At 60.3% G+C, this 19,571-nt stretch carries 16 protein-coding genes; 4 read left to right on the forward strand and 12 right to left on the reverse strand.

All coding sequences use genetic code 11. The features are described from left to right. Positions 1 to 83: 83 nt before the first annotated feature. Both H3Z84_RS13085 and H3Z84_RS13090 read left to right on the forward strand, forming a co-directional pair. Positions 84 to 1,190 (forward strand): AraC family transcriptional regulator, encoded by a 1,107-nt coding sequence (locus tag H3Z84_RS13085; RefSeq protein ID WP_199457744.1) that lies wholly within the window; start codon positions 84 to 86, stop codon positions 1,188 to 1,190. A gap of 210 nt (positions 1,191 to 1,400) precedes the next feature. Next, entirely contained in the window at positions 1,401 to 1,808 is a 408-nt protein-coding gene (locus H3Z84_RS13090; RefSeq protein ID WP_058342267.1) for an NINE protein, read from the forward strand. Here H3Z84_RS13090 and H3Z84_RS13095 read toward each other — a convergent pair whose 3' ends face one another. The 4 genes from H3Z84_RS13095 to H3Z84_RS13110 form a co-directional block, all read right to left on the reverse strand. After that, positions 1,809 to 3,176, reverse strand: a complete 1,368-nt coding sequence (locus H3Z84_RS13095; protein WP_199457745.1) for a WS/DGAT/MGAT family O-acyltransferase — start codon at positions 3,174 to 3,176, stop codon at positions 1,809 to 1,811. It lies immediately after the preceding gene. 106 nt (positions 3,177 to 3,282) lie between these two features. Continuing rightward, positions 3,283 to 3,651, reverse strand: coding sequence for a nitrite reductase small subunit NirD (gene nirD, locus H3Z84_RS13100; RefSeq protein ID WP_199457746.1), 369 nt, complete (start codon positions 3,649 to 3,651; stop codon positions 3,283 to 3,285). A 171-nt stretch (positions 3,652 to 3,822) separates the two neighbouring features. Further along, the gene (nirB, locus tag H3Z84_RS13105) at positions 3,823 to 6,336 is read right to left on the reverse strand and encodes a nitrite reductase large subunit NirB (RefSeq protein WP_199457747.1); all 2,514 of its coding nucleotides are present in this window, start codon (positions 6,334 to 6,336) and stop codon (positions 3,823 to 3,825) included. Between the two features lie 27 nt (positions 6,337 to 6,363). Further along, a complete protein-coding gene (locus H3Z84_RS13110; RefSeq protein WP_228285850.1) occupies positions 6,364 to 7,593 on the reverse strand; it encodes an NAD(P)/FAD-dependent oxidoreductase in 1,230 nt (409 codons plus the stop codon). A gap of 346 nt (positions 7,594 to 7,939) precedes the next feature. Between H3Z84_RS13110 and H3Z84_RS13115 the strand changes: the two genes are divergently transcribed. Next, positions 7,940 to 9,238 (forward strand): nitrate regulatory protein, encoded by a 1,299-nt coding sequence (locus tag H3Z84_RS13115; RefSeq protein WP_199457748.1) that lies wholly within the window; start codon positions 7,940 to 7,942, stop codon positions 9,236 to 9,238. 44 nt (positions 9,239 to 9,282) lie between these two features. On the opposite strand, the gene H3Z84_RS13120 is transcribed toward H3Z84_RS13115, so the two are convergent. Genes H3Z84_RS13120 through H3Z84_RS13130 form a run of 3 tightly spaced genes read right to left on the reverse strand, consistent with a single transcriptional unit; the run spans position 9,283 to position 12,506 of the window. After that, positions 9,283 to 10,143, reverse strand: coding sequence for an ABC transporter ATP-binding protein (locus H3Z84_RS13120; RefSeq protein ID WP_199457749.1), 861 nt, complete (start codon positions 10,141 to 10,143; stop codon positions 9,283 to 9,285). Beyond that, positions 10,136 to 11,128 carry an ABC transporter permease gene (locus H3Z84_RS13125; protein WP_199457750.1) on the reverse strand — a complete coding sequence of 331 codons (993 nt, stop codon included), beginning with the start codon at positions 11,126 to 11,128 and terminating at the stop codon, positions 10,136 to 10,138. The genes H3Z84_RS13120 and H3Z84_RS13125 overlap by 8 nt, the downstream gene beginning before the upstream one ends. A 13-nt stretch (positions 11,129 to 11,141) precedes the next feature. Continuing rightward, positions 11,142 to 12,506, reverse strand: a complete 1,365-nt coding sequence (locus tag H3Z84_RS13130) for a CmpA/NrtA family ABC transporter substrate-binding protein (RefSeq protein ID WP_199457751.1) — start codon at positions 12,504 to 12,506, stop codon at positions 11,142 to 11,144. 475 nt (positions 12,507 to 12,981) lie between these two features. On the opposite strand from H3Z84_RS13130, the gene H3Z84_RS13135 reads away from it, so the two are divergent. Further along, positions 12,982 to 15,657, forward strand: coding sequence for a nitrate reductase (locus H3Z84_RS13135; protein WP_199457752.1), 2,676 nt, complete (start codon positions 12,982 to 12,984; stop codon positions 15,655 to 15,657). A gap of 1 nt (position 15,658) precedes the next feature. Here the strand turns inward: H3Z84_RS13135 and H3Z84_RS13140 are convergent, their stop codons facing one another. The 5 genes from H3Z84_RS13140 to H3Z84_RS13160 form a co-directional block, all read right to left on the reverse strand. Then, positions 15,659 to 16,321 carry a hypothetical protein gene (locus H3Z84_RS13140; RefSeq protein WP_022990529.1) on the reverse strand — a complete coding sequence of 221 codons (663 nt, stop codon included), beginning with the start codon at positions 16,319 to 16,321 and terminating at the stop codon, positions 15,659 to 15,661. Between the two features lie 48 nt (positions 16,322 to 16,369). Beyond that, positions 16,370 to 16,762 (reverse strand): type II toxin-antitoxin system HicB family antitoxin, encoded by a 393-nt coding sequence (locus H3Z84_RS13145; RefSeq protein WP_094624551.1) that lies wholly within the window; start codon positions 16,760 to 16,762, stop codon positions 16,370 to 16,372. A 2-nt stretch (positions 16,763 to 16,764) separates the two neighbouring features. After that, the gene (locus tag H3Z84_RS13150) at positions 16,765 to 16,953 is read right to left on the reverse strand and encodes a type II toxin-antitoxin system HicA family toxin (protein WP_058342274.1); all 189 of its coding nucleotides are present in this window, start codon (positions 16,951 to 16,953) and stop codon (positions 16,765 to 16,767) included. A gap of 116 nt (positions 16,954 to 17,069) precedes the next feature. Next, on the reverse strand, positions 17,070 to 17,588 hold the full coding sequence (locus tag H3Z84_RS13155; RefSeq protein ID WP_100687468.1) for an Hcp family type VI secretion system effector: 519 nt from the start codon (positions 17,586 to 17,588) through the stop codon (positions 17,070 to 17,072). Positions 17,589 to 17,794: 206 nt separating this feature from the next. After that, on the reverse strand, positions 17,795 to 19,534 hold the full coding sequence (locus H3Z84_RS13160) for a bifunctional protein-serine/threonine kinase/phosphatase (protein ID WP_199457753.1): 1,740 nt from the start codon (positions 19,532 to 19,534) through the stop codon (positions 17,795 to 17,797). Positions 19,535 to 19,571: the final 37 nt, after the last annotated feature.

Here is a 19,571-nt window from a genome sequence, read left to right on the forward strand (position 1 = left end):
CATGCGGCCCGCAGCCCCACTGTTGCTTTGATGGGGTTCTGGTACAGTCAGTAACCAGACATTTATCAATTCAGGAACAGACTATGGCAGCAACGGGAGCGGACACCGAGAAGCAGATGTTAGGGCTGTTTCTGGTGCCGGGCGTTTACCTGCGGGTACTGGCAGAAACCGTACGCAAGCTGGGCCATAATGACCGCTCCCTGTATCAGGGGCTGGCCTTCACCGCTGAAGACCTGAAAGCCAACGACAGCCGCGTGTTTGTCACCGACGCGATCCTCATGGCCCAGCGGGCACTGGAACTGGCCGGCAACGATGGCCTGAGCTTCCAGCTGGCGCGGGAGCTGCGGGTAACCATTCACGGTACCCTCGGCTTTGCCGCCCTCACCAGCCCCACCTTTGAAGGCGCCCTGGATTCCGTGCGCCGCTACCTGCAACTGCGGGCGCCGTTCCTGAGCATGAAACAGTCCCTTGCTGGCGATCAGGTACTGGTGCAGCTGTGCACCGAATTCGATGTGCCGGGGCTGTACAACTTCCTGGCCGAAACCGTCAGCGCCACCCTGATTCTGCTGACCGAGCAGCTACTGGACCGCAGCGACGCCGAGGCCAGGGGCTTTGCCCTGTCCGATGGCAAGCTGCCCGGCGTCTCAGTACGCCTCAGCGCCCCGGAACCCGGCTATTACGCCGCCTTTGCCAGCCAGCTGCCGGTGCGGTTCGACTACGGCCAGCCGGAAGAAATGCTGATCTTCCCGCGCCAGATGCTGGATGTAAGAATGCGCCTGGCCGACGCCGAAGCCTCCCAAATGGCCCGGGACCAATGCGAATTCGAGCTGCAGAAGGCCCTGAAAGAACAAGGCGATATCGTACTTGCCATCCGCAACATGCTTAGAATGACCCCGGGGCCGCTACCGTCCCTGGAAGCCATGGCTGAGCGATTCCACGTCTCATCCCGAACCCTCAAGCGCCGCCTGGCGGACCGGGACACCAGTTACCGGGAAATCGTAGAAGCCGTCCTGAAAGACCGGGCCATCCAGCTGTTGCGTTATACCACCCAGTCCGTCAGCGAGATCGCCTATGAACTGGGCTACGCCGACCTGTCCAACTTCAGTCGGGCGTTTCGAAAGTGGACCGGGAAGTCTGCCTCTGAATTTCGGGAAGGTGGGGTGGATCCGGCGCCTGATGTCGGCCCCTGATAGTTTGATTGTTGCGCCTTGTCTTCCCCGCCTATGCCCCGATATTGTGACGGACGGGGAGGTTGGATTATTTTTCCCGCCAGAAAAAATATGTCTGAGCGAAGCGAGTTGTTTTTTCCAAGGGAAAAATAATCCAACCTCCCCAGTCCCGCCCCCAAAACCAACAGGCTAGGGCCCAAGCCGAACCCAAACTCAAAAAAAGGAACCAGGATGAACGGACAACCAGACACCCACAGCAAAGTCATAGGCTACCTACTCTGGATCTTCGGATTCCTGGGCTCGCACCGGTTTTATTATGGCAAACCGATCACCGGCACCATCTGGTTCTTCACGCTAGGGCTGTTCTTCATCGGCTGGATCATCGACCTGTTCCTGATCCCGAGTATGGACCGGCAGGCCGACCGGCGTTTTCAGGAAGGCGAGGTCAGCTACAACATCAGCTGGATCCTGCTCACCTTCCTGGGGGTGTTCGGCATCCATCGCATGTACATGGGCAAGTGGATTACCGGCCTGATCTACCTGCTGACCGGCGGCTTGTTCTTTATCGGCGTGCTGTACGACTTCTGGACCCTGAATACCCAGGTTTCCGAGCGTAACCACGAAGTCCGTTTCGGCTGATTACAGGCCGGCGGCGGTTTCCAGTTCGGCCAGGCCTTCTTCCAGGTGGTCGAGCATTCGCTGCATGCTGGGCAATGTCCGGCGGCAGCCGATGAGGCCGAATTCTACCTGGTCGTTGTAGCTGGTCAGGGTCATGTTCAGGGCCAGGCGGTCCATGGCGATGGATACCGGGTACATGCCTTCGAGCCTGGCGCCGTTCCAGTAGCGGGGCTCGGAGGGGCCCGGTACGTTGGAGATCACCACGTTGAAGGTCTGCCAGTTTGGCGCCATGCCGGTGAGCAGGTGGAAGGCCGCTGGGGCCAGGGTCAGGGCGGTGTAGTTGACGATTTCTTCAGACGACATGTGCCGGTAGCGGTCCTTGGCTTCCTGCATGCTCTGATGGATTTTCATCAGGCGCTGGCCGGGGTCGTTTTCATCGGTGTGCAGGTTGGCCAGGATCACGCCGACCTGATTGCCTTCGGAGCTGTCGTCCCGGCGCAGGGAGACGGGTACGAAGGCGATCAGCGGTTTCGCCGGCAGGGCATCCTGGTTCATCAGATAGGTGCGCAGGGCTGAGGCACACATGGCGGTGACCACGTCGTTCACCGTGGTGCCATAGGCTTCACACACCGCCTTGATGCGTTTCAGGCAGTAAGACTGGGCGGCGAAGCGGCGGGAACCGGTAATTTTCTGGTTCAGAACGCTGCGCGGGGCGTGGAAGATGGAGTGGTAGGCCGGGTCTTTGCGGGCCTGGTTGATGGTTTTCAGCAGCTCCTTCGCCACTGTAGGAATGGTGCCCAGCTGCTTGCCGGAGCTGCCCAGCAGGTGGGTAACGCTGCGCCAGAGTGACAGGCTGCCATCATCGCCACCGGAACGCGCCCTTGGTGTCATATCCCAGATCGGCGGCATGCCGGTTTCTTGCGGATTCTCGCTCAGCATCCGGGTGGCCAGGCGCATCGCGGAAACCCCGTCAATCAACGAGTGATGCACCTTGGTGTACAGGGCAAACTGGCGGTCTTTCAGCCCTTCAATCAGGTGCACCTCCCACATCGGTCGCTCCCGGTCCATCAGGTGCGAGTGCTCGGCCGACACAAACGACAACAGCTCCCGGATGCGACCCGGCGTTGGCAGGGCTTCAAAGCGGAAGTGGTGCTCCAGGTCCAGCTGATCGTCTTCCACCCACACCGGCTGGCCCAGCCGGTAGCTCAGCCGGCGGTTGAACGGCGCGGTTACCTGATGCTGCTGCCGCAACTGCTCCGCCAGCCGGGCAACGTAATCGTCCGGGGCGTTTTCGGGAAAGGAAAACAGCTGAAGCCCACCCACGTGCATGGGTTGCTGGCGCTTTTCCAGCCAGAGGAACAATTGGTCGGTGGGGCTGAGAGGTGTCACGGTGCATCTCGTGTTGTTGAGGATAGAGATGATACTACCGCAACTTGCCCGACACCGGATTGACCCAAACAAACCCGGCTGACGCCCGTTCAGCGACCCCAGGGGCTCAGGCCGCCACCGACGCCGCCTGAGCCACCGGCACCTCCAGCCGTATCCGGTTGCCATCCAACAGCACCGGATACGTCTTCACCTGCACACCCGCATCCTCCAGACACCGCCCGGTCCGCAAACTGAAATGCTGCTTGTACAGCGGCGAAGCCACCACCGGCTCCCCGTTCAAATCCCCGGTAATCCCCCGGGCCAAAACGTTCGAACCACTGAACGGATCGCTATGGCTGATGGCAAACAACGCCGGCAACCGATGCGGCAGATAAAACACCGCGACCGGCCCGTCCTCCGTCCAGACGGCAATCCCGGAATCCGCCACCAGATCGTCCACCGTACAAACCGCTTCCCAACAAGTCCGAGCTTTCATAAATCTCTCCTGTTTGTTCACCAATACTGAGTGCCTCTCCCACCAAGCCCAAAGAGCAAGGTGGTATGGGGGTGCTTTCCTGCAGGAAAAAAGATGTCTGAGCGAAGCGAGTTGTTTTTTCCGAAAGGAAAGCACCCCCATGCCGCCTGGCTCCTGCACCGGATCAGAAGGCTAGGAAGAAACCACCTCCAAAACAGGCCGACGCTGCCCCCGCTCCGAAGTCCAACGCTGCACCGGATCCCTCTGCAACGGCGCATTCACAAACTCCCGGAACCGCTTGCGCTTCTCAGGATCCTCAACGGCGGTCTTCCACTCGCACTGATAGGTATCCACCAGATCCGCCATATGTTGCTCCAGCTCCTCACCAATACCCAGGCTGTCCTCCAGCACCACCTGCTTCAGATACGCCAGACCACCCTCCAGATTCTCCATCCACACCGATGTCCGCTGCAGCCGGTCCGCCGTGCGCACATAGAACATCACCACCCGGTCAATCGTGCGGATCAGCTCCTCATCCGACAGATCCGTGGCGAACAGATCCCCATGCCGTGGCCGCATGCCTCCATTGCCACAGACATACAGATTCCAGCCCTTCTCCGTGGCAATCACCCCGAAGTCCTTGCTCTGGGCCTCGGCACACTCCCGGGTACAGCCAGACACCGCCATCTTCACCTTGTGAGGCGCCCGCAGGCCCTTGTAGCGATTCTCCAGGGTGATCGCCATGCCAACACTGTCCTGCACGCCGTAGCGGCACCAGGTGCTGCCGACGCAGGACTTCACCGTGCGCAGGGATTTACCGTAGGCGTGGCCGGTTTCGAAGCCGGCGGCAATCAGCTTTTCCCAGATCTCCGGTAGTTCGCTCAGGGTGGCGCCGAACAGATCCACCCTCTGCCCGCCGGTGATCTTGGTGTACAGATCGTACTCCCTGGCCACTTCGCCCAGCACAATCAGCTTTTCAGGGGTAATCTCGCCGCCCGGAATGCGTGGCACGATGGAGTAAGTGCCGTTCTTCTGCATGTTGGCCATGAAGGTATCGTTGGTGTCCTGCAGCGGTACGTGGTCCGTGGCCAGGATGTGCTCGTTCCAGCAGGTGGCCAGAATGGAGCCCACCGTTGGCTTGCAGATGTCACAGCCCTGGCCCTTGCCGTATTGTTTGAGCAGGCCCCGGAAGGTGCGGATACCGTTCACCTTCACCAGGTGGAACAGCTCCTGGCGAGTGTAGGCGAAGTGCTCGCACAGATCCGTGCATACCTCCACGCCGCGCTTTTCCAGCTCGCTGTCCACCACCTTTTTGAGCAAAGCGGCACAGCCGCCGCAGCCGGTGCTGGCTTTCGTTTCGGCCTTCACGCCGCCCAGGTCGGTGCAACCGGCGTCAATGGCGCCGCAGATATCGCCCTTGGTGACGTTGTGGCAGGAACAGATGGACGCGGTATCCGGCAGGGCATCGGCCCCCAGGGCCGGGGCGCCGCCTTCGCTTTCCGGCAGAATCAGCGCTTCCGGGTTCGCCGGTAGCTCGATGCCGTTGAGGGCGTATTGCAGCAGGGTGTCGTAGGGGCCGTTGTCGCCCACCAGAATGGCGCCCAGCAGAGTCTTGCCGTCCTGGCTCACCACCATGCGCCGGTAGTGGCCGGCCTGCTCATCGTGAAAACGGATATTGCGTGCACCCGGGGTCTGGGCGTGGGCATCGCCAATGGAGCCCACATCCACCCCCAGCAGCTTGAGCTTGGTGCTCATATCGGCACCGGTAAAGGCCGCGCTGGTGTCTTTGTTCAAAGCGGCCGACAGGGTGCGCGCCATGGTGTAACCCGGAGCCACCAGGCCGAAGACAAAGTTGTTCCAGAGCGCGCATTCACCGATGGCGTGAATGTTCGGGTCTGAGGTGGTGCATTGATTGTTGACCACAATCCCGCCGCGCTCGCCCACTTCCAGGCCACAGGCCCGGGCCAGGGTATCCTGGGGGCGGATGCCGGCGGAGAATACAATCAGGTCGGTTTCCAGGTGGCTCTCATCCGAGAAATTCATCCGTAGCCGCGCACCGCTTCCCGGCACGATGGCGGTGGTGGCTTTCTCGGTGTGCACCTGTACGCCGAGGTCCTCGATCTTCTGACGCAACAGGGCGCCGCCCTGATCGTCCAGCTGCACCGGCATCAGGCGCGGGGCGAATTCCACCACATGGGCCTGCAGGCCGAGGCTTTTCAGGGCATTCGCCGCTTCCAGCCCCAGCAGACCGCCGCCCACCACCACGCCGGTTTTTGCAGACTGGGCGCTGGCCTGAATGGCGTCCAGGTCGTCCAGGGTGCGGTACACAAAGCATCCGTCCCGGTCGTTGCCTTCAATCGGCGGTACAAACGGATAGGAGCCGGTGGCCAGTACCAGTTCGTCATAGGGATATACGCCCTTGGCGGTGGTTATCACCCGGGCGTCACGGTCGATGGCGGTAACCGGCTCATTCAGGCGAAGGTCAATGCCCTGTTCCCTATACCAGTCTGCCGTGCCCATGGCCAGGTCGGCATGGGTGGAGCCACTGAAGTACTCCGACAGGTGCACCCGGTCGTAGGCCAGTTGCTTCTCTTCCCCGAACACCAGAATGTTAAAACTCCCGGCAGCCGGCGACTGGGTGAATTGCTCCAGGAAGTGATGGCCAACCATGCCGTTGCCGATCACAATCAGGGTTTGTTTGCTCATGGTGTTGTCCTCTCTCTTGGCAGCCTATCAGGCCGCTGCGTCGCAATAGGTTTTGCCGAAAGCGATGGTGTCCCGGTAGCGGGAGACATCGGCGCCGGAACGAATCAGTTCGCTGTACCAGGGCCCGTTGGCGGTATCGCCCAGCAGGATGGCGCCGGCCAGCCGGCTGCCATCCAGCAGCAGTTGGCCGTAGACCGCGTGGGTTCGGTCCTGCCATTCAATGATTTCGGTATGCTCGCCCGGGGCTATGCGGCCGCAGGAAAAAATGGCCAGATCACTGATCTTCAGGCGGGTGGCCACTTCTCCGGGCTCAAACGCTCTGGCTCCCGGTACCTGGCAAAGATGCTGTGCCAGGATTCGGGCCTGCTCGTAACCGGGTTCGACCAGGCCAAAGGTGTGCTCCTGAAACTGACAGCACTCACCCAGTGCGTAGATATGCGGGTTGGACGTCATCAGGTTTGGATTGACTCGAATACCCCGGTCACAGTTGAGGCCGGCGTCAGCTGCCAATCCCTTGTTGGGTTCAATGCCGGTGGCAATAACTACCAGGTCAGTGGCCAGTACCGTGCCGTCACTCAGTTCCACGGCGCGGACCTGATTCCGGCCGAGCAGGGAGACCGGCGAGGTGCCGGTTCGGATACTCAGCCCCCGCTGCTGTAACTTCTGCTTCAGGATGTCGCCGGCGATGGGGTTCAGCTGGCGGTTGAGCAGATGGCCGCTGCGGTGCAGAACCGTAACCTTCATGCCTCGGGCCCGCAGCCCTTCGGCCGCCTCCAGTCCCAGAAACCCTCCGCCGATTACCACGGCCCGCCGGTGTGCCTGAGCCTGCCGGATCAGCGTGCGGGTGTCGGCCAGATCCCGGAAGTTCATCACGCCGTCAAGGTCTTCACCTGGGAGGCCAGGGCGGGAGGGGCGCGCTCCGGTGGCCAGCACCAGCGTGTGGTAGGGCTGAATGCGGCCACAGGCGGTTGTTACCTGGCGCTGGCCCGGATCGATATGGGTGACAGGCTCGTGCTGGTGCACCTCAATGCTGTGTTTCCGGAACCACTGCCAGGGTTTCAGTTCCAGATCGGTTTCCTGAATCTGATCAGCCAGTAATGACGACAACTGGATCCGGTTGTAGGCAGCGAAGGGCTCACCGTTAAACACCACAATCCGGCTGAACGGATGCCCCTGGGCTACCAGTTGCTCCAGCAGCCGCTGCGCGACCATGCCGTGGCCGCAGATCACCAGCGGGTTGTCCTGTGTGTGTTCCATGGAATTGAACTCCTCCAGCAACGAAAAAAGCCGGAGCATCATGCTCTCCGAAGAGAACAGATGGTCCGGCACCAATGCCAACAACAATGATCTGATGGTCCGGCCTGATTCCATGGCCGGGACAGTCGTCCTTGATTAAGGATTAGCGATCTTCGTGCCAACTTTCCATACCATTATTATTCAATGAGTTACAGTAAATCGATGGAGGAGACGGGCTGGTTAGAGTGAAAAGGGTGCCCCGGGATGGGGCGAGGTGCACGATGATTGGGCCGGAAGGGGTGGCCTGTAAATTGCTGCATACCGGGCAGACAGGAACAAATTGTGTAATGACACCAGGAGCTGCACCATGAACACCAAACGCCATCCCCGTATGACCGCGACAGCGACTGCTGCGGAATTTCTGATGGCCTCCCGCCAGTGTGAGATCCGTAATCTGGAGTACTTTCTGCAGATGGGGCGGTTGGTGCAGAGCGTTGGCAACCTGGTCCATGGCCTGCAAAGGGAGCGTGGTGCCACCAACCTTTATCTGGGGTCCGGTTGCCAGCGCTTTGCCCGGGAACGGACCTTCATGGCCGGCGAGAACGACCAACTGGCCGCCACCTTCCGGCAGGCACTGGCAGACATTCAGGAGGATCTCACCACCCATCCGGTCAGCAGCCCTCTGCTCGGGCACATCGCCAGCGCCTTGCACAGCCTCGATCAACTGCCGGGGTTACGGCAGAGAGTGAATGAACAGGTGGCCAGTGTCTCGGAGGCCACGGAGTGGTTTTGCGACAGTATTCATCAACTGATTACCGTGGTTTTCGAGGCGGCTGAAACCGTGGCCGAGCCTTCTATCGCCGGCCTGCTGGTAGCCATGGTGCATGTGATGAATGGCAAGGAATACTGCGGTCAGGAGAGGGCCGCAGGCTCGGCGGGATTCTCCAGCGGGCACTTCGATAACGCACTGTCCCGGCGCATGATGCACCTGGTTGAAGCACAGGAACGGTGCTTTGAGGTGTTTATCGGCTTTGCTAACGAAGACAGCCTGTCGCTCTGGCAAGCCCTGCGCGCTCACCCGCGGGAACTGGAAATCGAGCGGATGCGACAGACGGCCGTCTCGGTCGGGCGTTACAAGTCCCTGGATAACGAGATGGCCGACCGCTGGTTTAACCTGATGACCGACCGTATGGACGATTTGAAGAAGATTGAGGATTCGGTGGAGAGCGCCTTTCACCATCGCTGCGTTCAACGCTACACCGAAGCCCGCCATTCCCTGGCTCACCAGGAAACCCTGCTGGCCTCGCTGGAACAACGGCATGCCTCACCAACGCCTGTGCTGGTGGTCTGCGATAACGGTGTAGATGCCGGAACCGCCGACGCATGGGCCGGGGAAGGTGTCGGGCAGCAGGCAGGCCGATCCATCTTTGACCTGGTTCAGGAACAGACCCGCCGCCTGCGCCAGATGTCCGAAGAATTGCAGAGCGCCAAAGAAGCTCTGGAAGATCGTCGTACCCAGGAAAAGGCCGTCTTGCTGTTGATGGAACACCGCAACATCAGCAATGACGAAGCCCACCGCCTGCTGCGAAAACTGGCCATGGACCAGGGCAAACGACTGCCCGAAGTCGCCCGGGCCCTGGTATCCATGGCAGGGGTCTTAAGCTGATACTTGAACCAGGCCGGGACGGGGCGCCCCGCCCCGGCATAAAGTCAGGCCGAAGCTGAATGCCTGGCTGCCGGCGCCTCGGGTTTTGCACTGCTGCCGCGGCGACTGTTCAGAGACTCCAGCTTGCGCTGCTTCTCGTACAGGAAGGACAACACCTCCTGCCGGTAATGCACATATTTGGCATCATCCGCCAGGGCCACACGATTGCGAGGCCTTGGCAGATCAATGTGCAGATCCTCCCCCACCGTGGCGGCAGGCCCGTTGGTCATCATGATAATGCGGTCGGACAACAGCACCGCCTCGTCCACATCGTGGGTAATCATGATCACGGTATTGTTCAGCTCCTGCTGAATTTCCATCAGCGAATCCTGCAGATGGGCCCGTGTCAGGGCATCCAGTGCCCCGAACGGCTCATCCATCAGCAACACACTGGGTTTCATGGCCAATGCCCGGGCGATGCCCACCCGCTGCGCCATCCCCCCGGAAATCTCGCCTGGCCGCTTGTTGGCGGCGTGGGCCATATTCACCAGTTCCAGGTTGTGGGTAATCCAGTCCTTGCGCTCCTGCCGGGTCATCGACTTGCGAAACACCTGCCGCACCGCCAGTTCCACGTTTTCATACACCGTTAACCAGGGCATCAGGGCATGATTCTGAAACACCACCGCCCGCTCGGGGCCGGGCGAATTCACCTCATGCCCATCCAGCACACAGCCACCCCTGGAGGCCTGCAGTAACCCGGCAACAATGTTCAGCACCGTCGATTTTCCGCAGCCGGAATGGCCGATCAGCGAAACAAACTCCCCTTTCTGGATCTTCAGGTTCACATTGTCCAGGGCAACGAAGGGTCCTTTCGGCGTATCAAACGCCATCTCGACTCCGGTTAGTTCCAGATGTGTCTTATTCATTCCATGCCACCTTTTTCTGAATTAACAGCATTACCCGATCCAGCAAAAACCCGATAAACCCGATGGCCAGCACCGCCACCATAATCCGACTCAAAGACTGGCTACTGCCATTCTGGAACTCATCCCAGACGAACTTACCCAGCCCCGGGCTCTGCGCCAGCATCTCAGCGGCGATCAGCACCATCCAGGCAATGCCCAACGACACCCTCAAGCCGGTAAATATCATCGGCACCGACGAAGGCAAAACCACCTTGCGAACATGGGTCCAGAACGACAGCCGAAGTACCCGGGAGACGTTCAGCAGGTCGGGGTTTACCGCTGCCACTCCAACGCTGGTGTTGATCAGTGTTGGCCAGAGACTGCACAGAGTGACCGTAATCATCGAGGTCAGGAACGACTTCTCGAACATTGGATCGTCACTGACATAGGTAGCCGATACCACCATGGTCACCAGCGGCAGCCAGGCCAGCGGAGAGACCGGTTTGAAGATCTGTATCAGGGGATTCACCGCAGCCTGGAAGTACCGGTTCAGGCCAAAGACAATGCCCAACGGCACTGCAATCAATGACGCCAGGGCGAAACCGGCCAGTACGGTCAGCAGGCTGGTGACCACCTGGTCGAGAAAGGTGGGCGCGCCCGGGTAATCCCGGATGCGGACGTCTGCCTGCGGATTGTCGGCCAGAATGCGGGCATTACGCTCCTCCTGCATGGTGATGAACTTATCGGCCCGCTCCCGCTGGCTGGCGTGCTCCTGCCACAGTTGTCCGGATTGCTCCCACACCTGCACCGGGCCGGGGAAAGCCCCCAGGGAGGTTTCCACCTGCGGTGCGGCCAGGTGCCAGAAGCCGAGGAAGAGCAGAATACCAACCAGCGGCAACAGCAGCTCTTTGCCCCGCGTGAGCCATTCGCGCGGATGCATACCGGAAAGCAGCTGGCGGCTGCCACTGGCCATGGACTGACCGATTCTTGCACTTAACGTAGTCATTTTTAGCCCTCCCTCACGGTGTCTCTGACCCTTTCAGGCCGATACTGAAACGATCGATGTAGGCGTTGGGTTGGCGCGGAGTGAACGGTACACCGTCAATCAGCTCACCCTGCATTGGACGTTCAAAGTTCTCCTGGGCAAAGTCCGGGAAGTCACTGGCGGTCATCAGGCCGTCCTCGATCAGTGACTGGGCGGCTTCGGCGTAAAGATCGCCCCGATACACCCGGGCTGCGGTCTTCATGTACCAGTCGTCGGATTTCGCCTCGGGAATCTGTCCCCAGCGACGCATCTGGCTCAGGTACCAGATCGCATCAGACGGATAGGGGTAGGTGGCGTGGTAGCGGAAGAAGACGTTGAAATCCGGTACTTCCCGGACATCGCCCTTTTCATACTCGAAGGTGCCGGTCATGGAGTTGGCAATGACTTCCCTGTCGGCCCCCACGTAGCTGGGACGCGCCAGAATGTCCACGGCGGCTTCCCGGTTGGCGTTCTGGTTTTCGTCCAGCCAGTAAGCGGCGCGGATCAGCGCCCGCAGTAAACGCAGGTGAGTGTTGGGGTATTGCTCCGCCCAGGATTCGGTCACCCCGAATACCTTTTCCGGGTTGTTGGGCCAGATTTCGTAGTCGGTAATCACCGGCACACCGATGCCCTTGAACACCGCCTGCTGGTTCCAGGGTTCACCCACGCAGTAGCCCTGGATGGTGCCCGCTTCCATGGTGGCCGGCATTTGCGGCGGTGGCGTTACGGAAAGGTGCACGTCGGCCTCGAGGGTGCCGCTGGTGTCACCGCGCTGGGGCGCGTAGAAGCCGGGATTCAGGCCACCGGCGGCCAGCCAGTAACGCAGTTCGTAATTGTGGGTGGACACCGGAAACACCATGCCCATGCGGAAGCGCTCGCCATTGGCACGGGTCTGCTCCACCACGGGCTTAAGGGCGCTGGCTGAAATCGGGTGGGCCAGACGCTCGCCTTCCATCTCCAGGTTCGGTTTCATCGCTTCCCAGACATCGTTGGACACGGTAATGCCGTTGCCGTTGAGGTCCATGCTGAAGGCGGTGATGATGTCGGCTTGGGTGCCATAGCCTATGGAGGCGCCCAGCGGCTGGCCGGCCAGCATATGCGCACCGTCCAGTTCGCCGGTGATCACCCGGTCCAGCAACACCTTCCAGTTCGCCTGGGCTTCGAGCTCCACGAACAGGCCCTCGTCCATGAAGTAGCCCTGTTCCCAGGCAACCGCCAGCGGGGCCATATCCGTGAGCTTGATGAAGCCAAGCTTCAGGTCGGGTTTCTCCGCCGGGCCAATCTCGGCCTGGGCCAGGGAACTCAGACCGATCAGGGTGGCGGTCAGTAAAGGTCGAACATAATGGTTCACTGTCTTCATCGGGATGCCTCTCGGTTCTTTCATTCCAGACGCGCAAAAAAAAGCGCCTGCCTCCGTTGCCGGAGAGCAGGCGCCGATGCCTGTAAATGAGAGCTGTGATGTCGTGATGGTTCACTAATTACTCAGCACAAGCCGTGCCATTTGGAACTATTCATGTATTTCAGTAGGTTGCGGGATCCCTGGTCGTTCAGGCAGGGGCGCCCGGTTCTGTGCCGGGGTGGTTTTGGTGCAGAAAATGGACAATTGCACCAAGGTGAACACCAATCGAGAGGCTTTCCACGGGATCTTTTTAACGGTGCAGCCTGGCTTCAACCTGCGCACCATGCGGCATTCAAGGCCCTTACAGGCATCAAAGCGTGCACTGGCCTCCTAATTGCTTTCTTTAAAGACAGACAACTCAGGCAACGAAGCCCGCCCCCGGCTCTGGAAACAGAACCCGGGAGGCGGGTTTTTTTGGTTAAAAGCGAGGAACAGCATGAAACACCACGACACTCCAACGGACTCTATTGCCACCACCTGCCCCTACTGTGGTGTTGGCTGCGGTGTGCTGGCCACCTCCGGCTATGTCGGGGGCGATCGCCTGCATCCGGCTAATGGCGGCCGGCTTTGCGTCAAGGGCTCTGCCTTGCACGAGACGCTGGAGGATCCGAACCGGTTGTTGGAGCCAAAGGTCGGGGGGCGTGAGGTGACGTGGGCTGAGGCCATTGACCGGATAGCCGGGGCCATTTCTGAATCGGTGCGGGAGCATGGTCCGGAGTCGGTGGCTTTCTATCTCTCCGGGCAGTTGCTCACGGAGGATTATTACGTTGCCAACAAGCTGGCCAAGGGCTTTATCGGCACTCCGCATGTGGATACCAATTCCAGACTGTGCATGTCCTCGGCCGTTGCGGCCCACAAGCGTGCCTTTGGCGAGGACTGTGTCCCGGGCTGCTACGAGGATCTTGAGCTGGCGGACTTGCTGGTGCTTGCGGGCAGCAACGCCGCCTGGGCCCACCCGGTGCTGTACCAGCGGATGAGTGCGGCAGGTCGTCAGGGACGGAGAGTGGTGGTCATCGATCCCAGAAAGACAGCAACGACCGACCTGGCGGACCTGCACCTTCAGCTTCGCCCCGGAACAGACACCCTGTTGTTCAACGGCTTGCTGGTCTGGCTGCAGGATCATGAAGCGCTGGCGGATGACTATATTGCAAAGCACTGTAACGGTTTCGAGGAAACCCTGGCGATCGCCCGGTCCTGTGCCCCTTCTGTGCAAGCGGTGGCCAGCGGCTGCGATCTGGCAGCAGAAGATGTACGGTGCTTCTATGAGTGGTTTGCAGACACCGGGCGCACTGTGACCGCTTTTTCCCAGGGTATTAATCAGTCGGTCGCCGGTACCGACAAAGCCAATGCCATCATTAACTGCCATCTGGCTACCGGGCGGGTGGGCCTACCGGGTGCGAGCCCGTTTTCGTTAACCGGGCAGCCCAATGCCATGGGTGGTCGTGAGGTCGGCGGGCTCGCCAATACCCTGGCAGCCCATATGGATTATGACACCCCGGGCGCCATGCTCCGGGTCTCGGATTTCTGGCACAGCGAGCAGATGGCCAAGGGGCCTGGCCATAAAGCCGTGGAGTTGTTCGAGGCGGTTCACCGGGGTGAGATCCGTGTGCTCTGGGTAATGGGAACCAACCCCGCAGTCAGCCTGCCGGACACTGACCGGATTCACCAGGCACTGTCCCGTTGCCAGACGTTGATCGTTTCGGACTGTGTGGCTCAGACCGATACCACGCAGTTTGCCGATATCCTCTTGCCGGCTGCCGGCTGGGGCGAGAAAGATGGAACGGTGACTAATTCGGAGCGTCGCATTTCGCGCCAACGGCGGTTTCTATCCCTGCCGGAGAAGGTCCGGCCGGATTGGCAGATTATGCGGGATGTTGCCTGGGCCCTTGGCCATGCCCAAGCCTTCGACTACCGTTCCCCGGCCGATATTTTTCGTGAACATGCTGCGTTGTCCGGTTATGGAAACGGGGGCGAGCGTGTGTTCAATATTTCGGCGTTGTCTCAGCTCAGTGACAAGGAGTACGACGAACTGGCGCCGGTGCAGTGGCCGGTTACGGATGGTAATCCAGGAGCCTGGATGCAAACCCGCCGGCTGTTTTCGCACGGCAGGTTCCCTACGCCGGATGGCCGGGCCCGGTTGGTGCCTGTGTCCAGTTTGCCGCCCGGGCAGCAACCGAGCCCCCGGTATCCACTGGTGGTGAATACCGGGCGAATCCGGGACCAATGGCACACCATGACCCGAACGGCCGTGGCCCCCAGACTGCTTGCCCATCGCAGCGAGCCCTTTATTGAGCTGCACCCGGCGGATCTTGCCAACTTTGGCCTGACGGAAGGCGCGCTGGCGTTGCTGCGTGGGCAGGGCGGTGCCGGTTACGTTGGTCGGGTGCGGGCCAGCACCGGGCAGCGTACCGGTGAAGTGTTTGTGCCCATTCACTGGAATGGCCGGTTTGCCTCTGCTGCCCTGGCCTCCAGCCTGATCCGGCCGGTTGTGGACCCCATCTCCGGCCAGCCAGAAGGCAAGCACGGGGTGGCGACAATCCGGCCCCTGGTGACTTGCTGGCAGGCGAGGCTGATGTTGAATGACGCCAGCGATGTTTCATTGGACACCACTGCCCTTGTCTACTGGAGCCGCCAGCGCTTGCCCCACAGTCACAGCTGGTGGTTCGCCGGTGGCCATGACATGAACTGGGATGACTGGGGGCAAGGGTGTTTTTCCCGGGAACCGGAAATGGTGATGGAGGACCGCGCCAGGCAGCGTTACCGAGCCGCCTGGCTCAGCGGCGATCGACTGGATGCCGTGTTACTGGTTGAACCCTGTGCTCAGACCATGCCGGATCTGGACTGGCTGGACAGTTGCTTCGGCAGCGGTGAGCTGGGGCCGGAACAACGCCGGTCGTTACTGGCAGCAGGGACGGTGGAAGGCGAGGCGGCGGGGCCGATTATCTGCAGCTGTTTTGGCGTGGGTGAGCACCAGATTGCCCAAGCCATTGAGCAGGGCATGGCCAGCCCGGAGGCACTGGGCGAGCACCTGAAGTGTGGTACCAACTGTGGCTCCTGCCTTCCGGAGATACAGGACCTGCTTGCTCGCACCGGGGCCCGGGAACCCGCCTGAGTCAGGCCGCAGCAGCCCGCCGAAGCAGCGACAGCGGCACCCGGTAACGAAGGATCCGGGCATGCTGGCTGACAGTCACGGTGCAAGTCTTGCGGTTAACGCGCACCACCTGGCCTTGAATTTCGCGTCTGCCGTCGCCGAATACCACTGAATCCCCCACCTGCCAGTGCCGATGCTCCGCAGTGGGACTCGGAAATTCAAAGGGCGCGGTGGATAGCTCGATCCCGCAGCCGCTGGCCTGTTCCGCAAGGTATAGCCGGGTGGCGTTTGCGGCACCGCTGTGGTGCAACTCATCCAGCGCTTCATAGAAATGCCGGTTATGCACCGAGCCGTAATGCCGCTGCCCGGCGCTGTGCTGCAACAAATGGGCAAACTCATGGCAGCAGGTGTGCGCCAGCAGGTTCAGCACACTCACTTCCCCCTCAAAATAGCCGCGGCTCCGGATTTCCCGGGTGGATAACCAGCCCTGGGCGGTTTCCGGTTGATGCTTGGCGGCAATCATCCGGGCCCCGTAGGTGATCAGATGTTGCTTCTTGCGGGGATCATAACGGTGGTAAGTGGCTTGCCCGGAGCCTACGCGCAGCACCAGTCCTGCACACTGGTTCTGTTTTCGAACCCAGCTTGCAGCCGGCGCCCATAGAATGTCCCGGGTGGCCTGGCACATGAGAGTGCCGAGTGTCTTTGTAAATTCGGGGAGTGAAGATGTCACGAGTTAACGGGCTTCCAGTTCTTTGCGAGCCGTCATTGCCAAAAAGGCTGACCGGCTCATATGTCTGCTCCGGGCCTCCTCGTCAATGCGACGCAACAGGCCTTCCGGAAGGCTGACGTTAAGGCGGACAGATCGGGTTTTCAAGCGGTTAACGTCTATATCCACCATCATCCAGAGACCACCCTGATAGTCACGGTTATTCATCAGGTCGTCCAGGGAGGACGGCGAGGGAAGCTCCATGTCTTCGTCTTCGCAGTAAAGCTCAATGGCCTCCTGGATTTTTCCCGGCAACTCCTGCCATTGGTCGGCAGCGGAAAAACAGCCGGGGAAGTCCGGAATTTCTGCGCCGTGGGCGTGCTCGTCGTCGCCCTTGTGTACGTATACGGGATAAAGCACGTTTACCTCCAGTCCCAGCCGGCCTGACGATAAATGCTTCTCAGGGTGCCGATGGGAATATCTTTTCGGGGGTGCGGAACCACAACATGACCCGGTTTGTCCGGATGTTTGTACTTTTCGTGATCTCCCTTGCCACCGACTTTGACCCAGCCTTCGGCTTTGAGTCGTTTAATCAGGTCAGCACTTTTCACAAGATAAGATCCTTGTTGTGTATGTTTACACAATGGTTTGTTCCTGACAATGAAGCCCGGAAACAAAAACGGCCGGCCCGAAGGCCAGCCGTTTTCCGAGGATCGAACCTGAAAAATCAGGCTTCGATTGGCGAGCGCCAGTCGTCTGCACCGGAAGTACCGGCAACGGCATGCTCCCAGGTTACCTTGCGGTAGGACAGGGAAACGGTTACCAGCTGGGTGAAGTCCGCGTTGGCGGCGTCCTGGCAGTGGGGCATGTTGCAGTTGATGTCGATGATGGTGGCATCTTCCAGGATGGTGGAGAAGAAGTGCTCCTGCTTGCCTTCTACGGAAGTGCGGTACCACTTGAGCTCTACTTTCGGCAGCATTTCGCCGGAAGCCAGGGCGTTGTACATCAGCGGGGTGGATTTGTTCAGGGCGGAAGTGAACTTGAACGGCTTGTGAACGCGCTGGCCGGAAGGCTGGCCGGACTGGGGATCAGTCGGAACGGTGACAACGTGGCTGAATTCCTGAACCAGCACTTCGTCTTCGTGGCCTTCAACGTAGATGTTGCCTACGGAATCGGAAGTGAATGCGCCGGCGGTGATGTTGCCCTGAGTTTTACCTTCGATGCTGATATAACAAGGAGTTGGCATAGTCTGCTCCATGACAATGTGTGAGTGAGTGTCCCAAGGTTGTTCCCTGGACGGCGTAACTGATAACAATCCCCGTGCCAGTTTTTTAATTCTTATATAAAACATATAGTTATGTGTTTTTATGGCGTTTCCTGAGTGCCTTCGGGCAACACGTTGCCTGGCGTACGGGCGAGCTTTTGCTGGCCGGGCAAGAAATGGCCCGGAGCTCAGATCCAGGAGCCTCCGGCCAGGGAAGTTAATAGCGCCAGCAGAAGCAGGGCTGAGACGCCTTGCCAGAAACGTACCGGGTGCCGTTCCATGAGAGGAGGATGGTGTCGGGCGCGCCAGTCCTGCCCGGGGTGTCGGAGTTCATAGAGCAGTTCCGATAACGCCGGGTAGCGACGATGGGGTTCCGGGTGGGTGGCCCGGGCCAGGGTGGCGTCCAGCCACGGTGGCAGGTCTTCGCGCCAGGCCCTGGCTGGCCGGTATGTCAGGGCCCGCAGTTGTTTGCGAGTGCGGATTCGGGGCACATCGGTGTGGTAGGGCAGGTGCCCGGTCAACAGCTGATAGACAATCACGCCAAGGGCGTACTGGTCCGACTGCCAGGTGCCCGGCTCGCCGAGAAACAGTTCCGGGGCCGAGTAGAGGGCTGCGCCAACCGGATAGTCGGTGGCAGGTTTGCCGGCTTCTTCAAGACCGGCGACCCGGGTAGCTCCGAAATCGACCAGCATGGCCTGGCCATCGGGTGTGATCAGGACATTTTCCGGTTTCAGGTCCTGATGCACCATTTCCAGCCGGTGAAAGGCCCTGAGTCCCCGGATAATCTGCTCGGCCAGTTGTCGCACGGTTTCCAGGTCTGGCTGAGGGTGGTCAAGCATCCATTGCCGCAAGGTACAGCCTTCCACATAGTCAGTGGCCAGGTACAGGCAACTTTGCGGGCGCTCCGGGGCAAAGATGGCGACCACATGGGGGCTCTGCACGCGCTGGGCAATCCAGCGTTCGGTGGCAAATCGCTCCAGTTCGTCCGGGTACTGTCGTAACTCCATGGCGGGAAACTTGATTGCGACTTGCTTCCCGGAACTTTCATCCACGGCCAGGTAAACGTGGCTTCGGCTACTGATGTGCAGGGCCCGGATGATCCGGTACCCGTCCAGCACCTGTCCGGGTGCGGGCTCGGGCGCGAAGGGCAGTTCGCGATAGGCCTCCTGGGCGCTGACGTCCTGTGTCCGAGAGGGTAACTGGAGTACGCGCAGTACCTGAACGGTCAGGTTATCCTCACTTCCCCGCTCCAGTGCCAGGTTGGCCAATGCCCGGGCAGCGTGATACAGATTGTCCCCGCAGTCTGCAAGGCATCTGGTGATATCCCCTGCAGACAGTTGTTCGTATACACCATCGGTCATCATCAGAAATACGTCGTTCCGGTGCAGGGCGACACTGCGATATTCGATGTCCAGTTGCGGGCTCAGCCCCAGAGCCCGGTTCAGGCAGCTTTCGTCGGCCGAAAGCCAGACCCGGTGGTCGGTCGTGAATTGTTCCAGGGTGTTGCCCTGAAGCCGGTAAATCCGGGCGTCTCCTACATGAAACAGGTGCGCCGTTGCGGATTTCAGCACCAGGGCACTGAAGGTGCAGACGTAGCCCCGGTCCTGGTCGTAGCGATAACGGCTTTGCCGGGTCTGGGCGTGCAGCCAGGCATTGGTGGCCCGAACTACCCGTTCGGCCGACTGTTTCACCGACCAGCTCTCGGGGGTCGAGTAGTAGTCGCTCAGGAAGCCTGCCACCGCCGCTTCACTGGCCTCCTGGCTGACATTGCTGGAGCTGATGCCGTCGGCGATCACCGCCGCAATGCCTTTGCTGTGGCGCTGATGATTGTCTGGTATCAACAGGCCGTGGAAATCCTGGTTGACCGGTTTCCGGCCGGCGCTGCTGAACTGTCCGGCTTCTATCGTGAGCTGTTGGGTGCTGGACATGGATATGAACCAGTGAAGCCCCCGGTGTGTGCGGCAC

Origin of the sequence: Marinobacter sp. bablab_jr003 (genome assembly GCF_016464245.1) — a bacterium.
GTDB lineage: Bacteria > Pseudomonadota > Gammaproteobacteria > Pseudomonadales > Oleiphilaceae > Marinobacter > Marinobacter vinifirmus.

What these genes read in the sequence shown, in the direction of transcription:
- H3Z84_RS13085 (WP_199457744.1), top strand. Translation starts at nt 84, where the DNA reads ATGGCAGCAACGGGAGCGGACACCGAGAAGCAGATGTTAGGGCTGTTT.
- H3Z84_RS13090 (WP_058342267.1), top strand. Translation starts at nt 1,401, where the DNA reads ATGAACGGACAACCAGACACCCACAGCAAAGTCATAGGCTACCTACTC.
- nirD (WP_199457746.1), bottom strand. Translation starts at nt 3,651, where the DNA reads ATGAAAGCTCGGACTTGTTGGGAAGCGGTTTGTACGGTGGACGATCTG.
- nirB (WP_199457747.1), bottom strand. Translation starts at nt 6,336, where the DNA reads ATGAGCAAACAAACCCTGATTGTGATCGGCAACGGCATGGTTGGCCAT.
- H3Z84_RS13110 (WP_228285850.1), bottom strand. Translation starts at nt 7,593, where the DNA reads ATGGAACACACACAGGACAACCCGCTGGTGATCTGCGGCCACGGCATG.
- H3Z84_RS13115 (WP_199457748.1), top strand. Translation starts at nt 7,940, where the DNA reads ATGAACACCAAACGCCATCCCCGTATGACCGCGACAGCGACTGCTGCG.
- H3Z84_RS13120 (WP_199457749.1), bottom strand. Translation starts at nt 10,143, where the DNA reads ATGAATAAGACACATCTGGAACTAACCGGAGTCGAGATGGCGTTTGAT.
- H3Z84_RS13125 (WP_199457750.1), bottom strand. Translation starts at nt 11,128, where the DNA reads ATGACTACGTTAAGTGCAAGAATCGGTCAGTCCATGGCCAGTGGCAGC.
- H3Z84_RS13130 (WP_199457751.1), bottom strand. Translation starts at nt 12,506, where the DNA reads ATGAAGACAGTGAACCATTATGTTCGACCTTTACTGACCGCCACCCTG.
- H3Z84_RS13135 (WP_199457752.1), top strand. Translation starts at nt 12,982, where the DNA reads ATGAAACACCACGACACTCCAACGGACTCTATTGCCACCACCTGCCCC.
- H3Z84_RS13140 (WP_022990529.1), bottom strand. Translation starts at nt 16,321, where the DNA reads ATGTGCCAGGCCACCCGGGACATTCTATGGGCGCCGGCTGCAAGCTGG.
- H3Z84_RS13155 (WP_100687468.1), bottom strand. Translation starts at nt 17,588, where the DNA reads ATGCCAACTCCTTGTTATATCAGCATCGAAGGTAAAACTCAGGGCAAC.
- H3Z84_RS13160 (WP_199457753.1), bottom strand. Translation starts at nt 19,534, where the DNA reads ATGTCCAGCACCCAACAGCTCACGATAGAAGCCGGACAGTTCAGCAGC.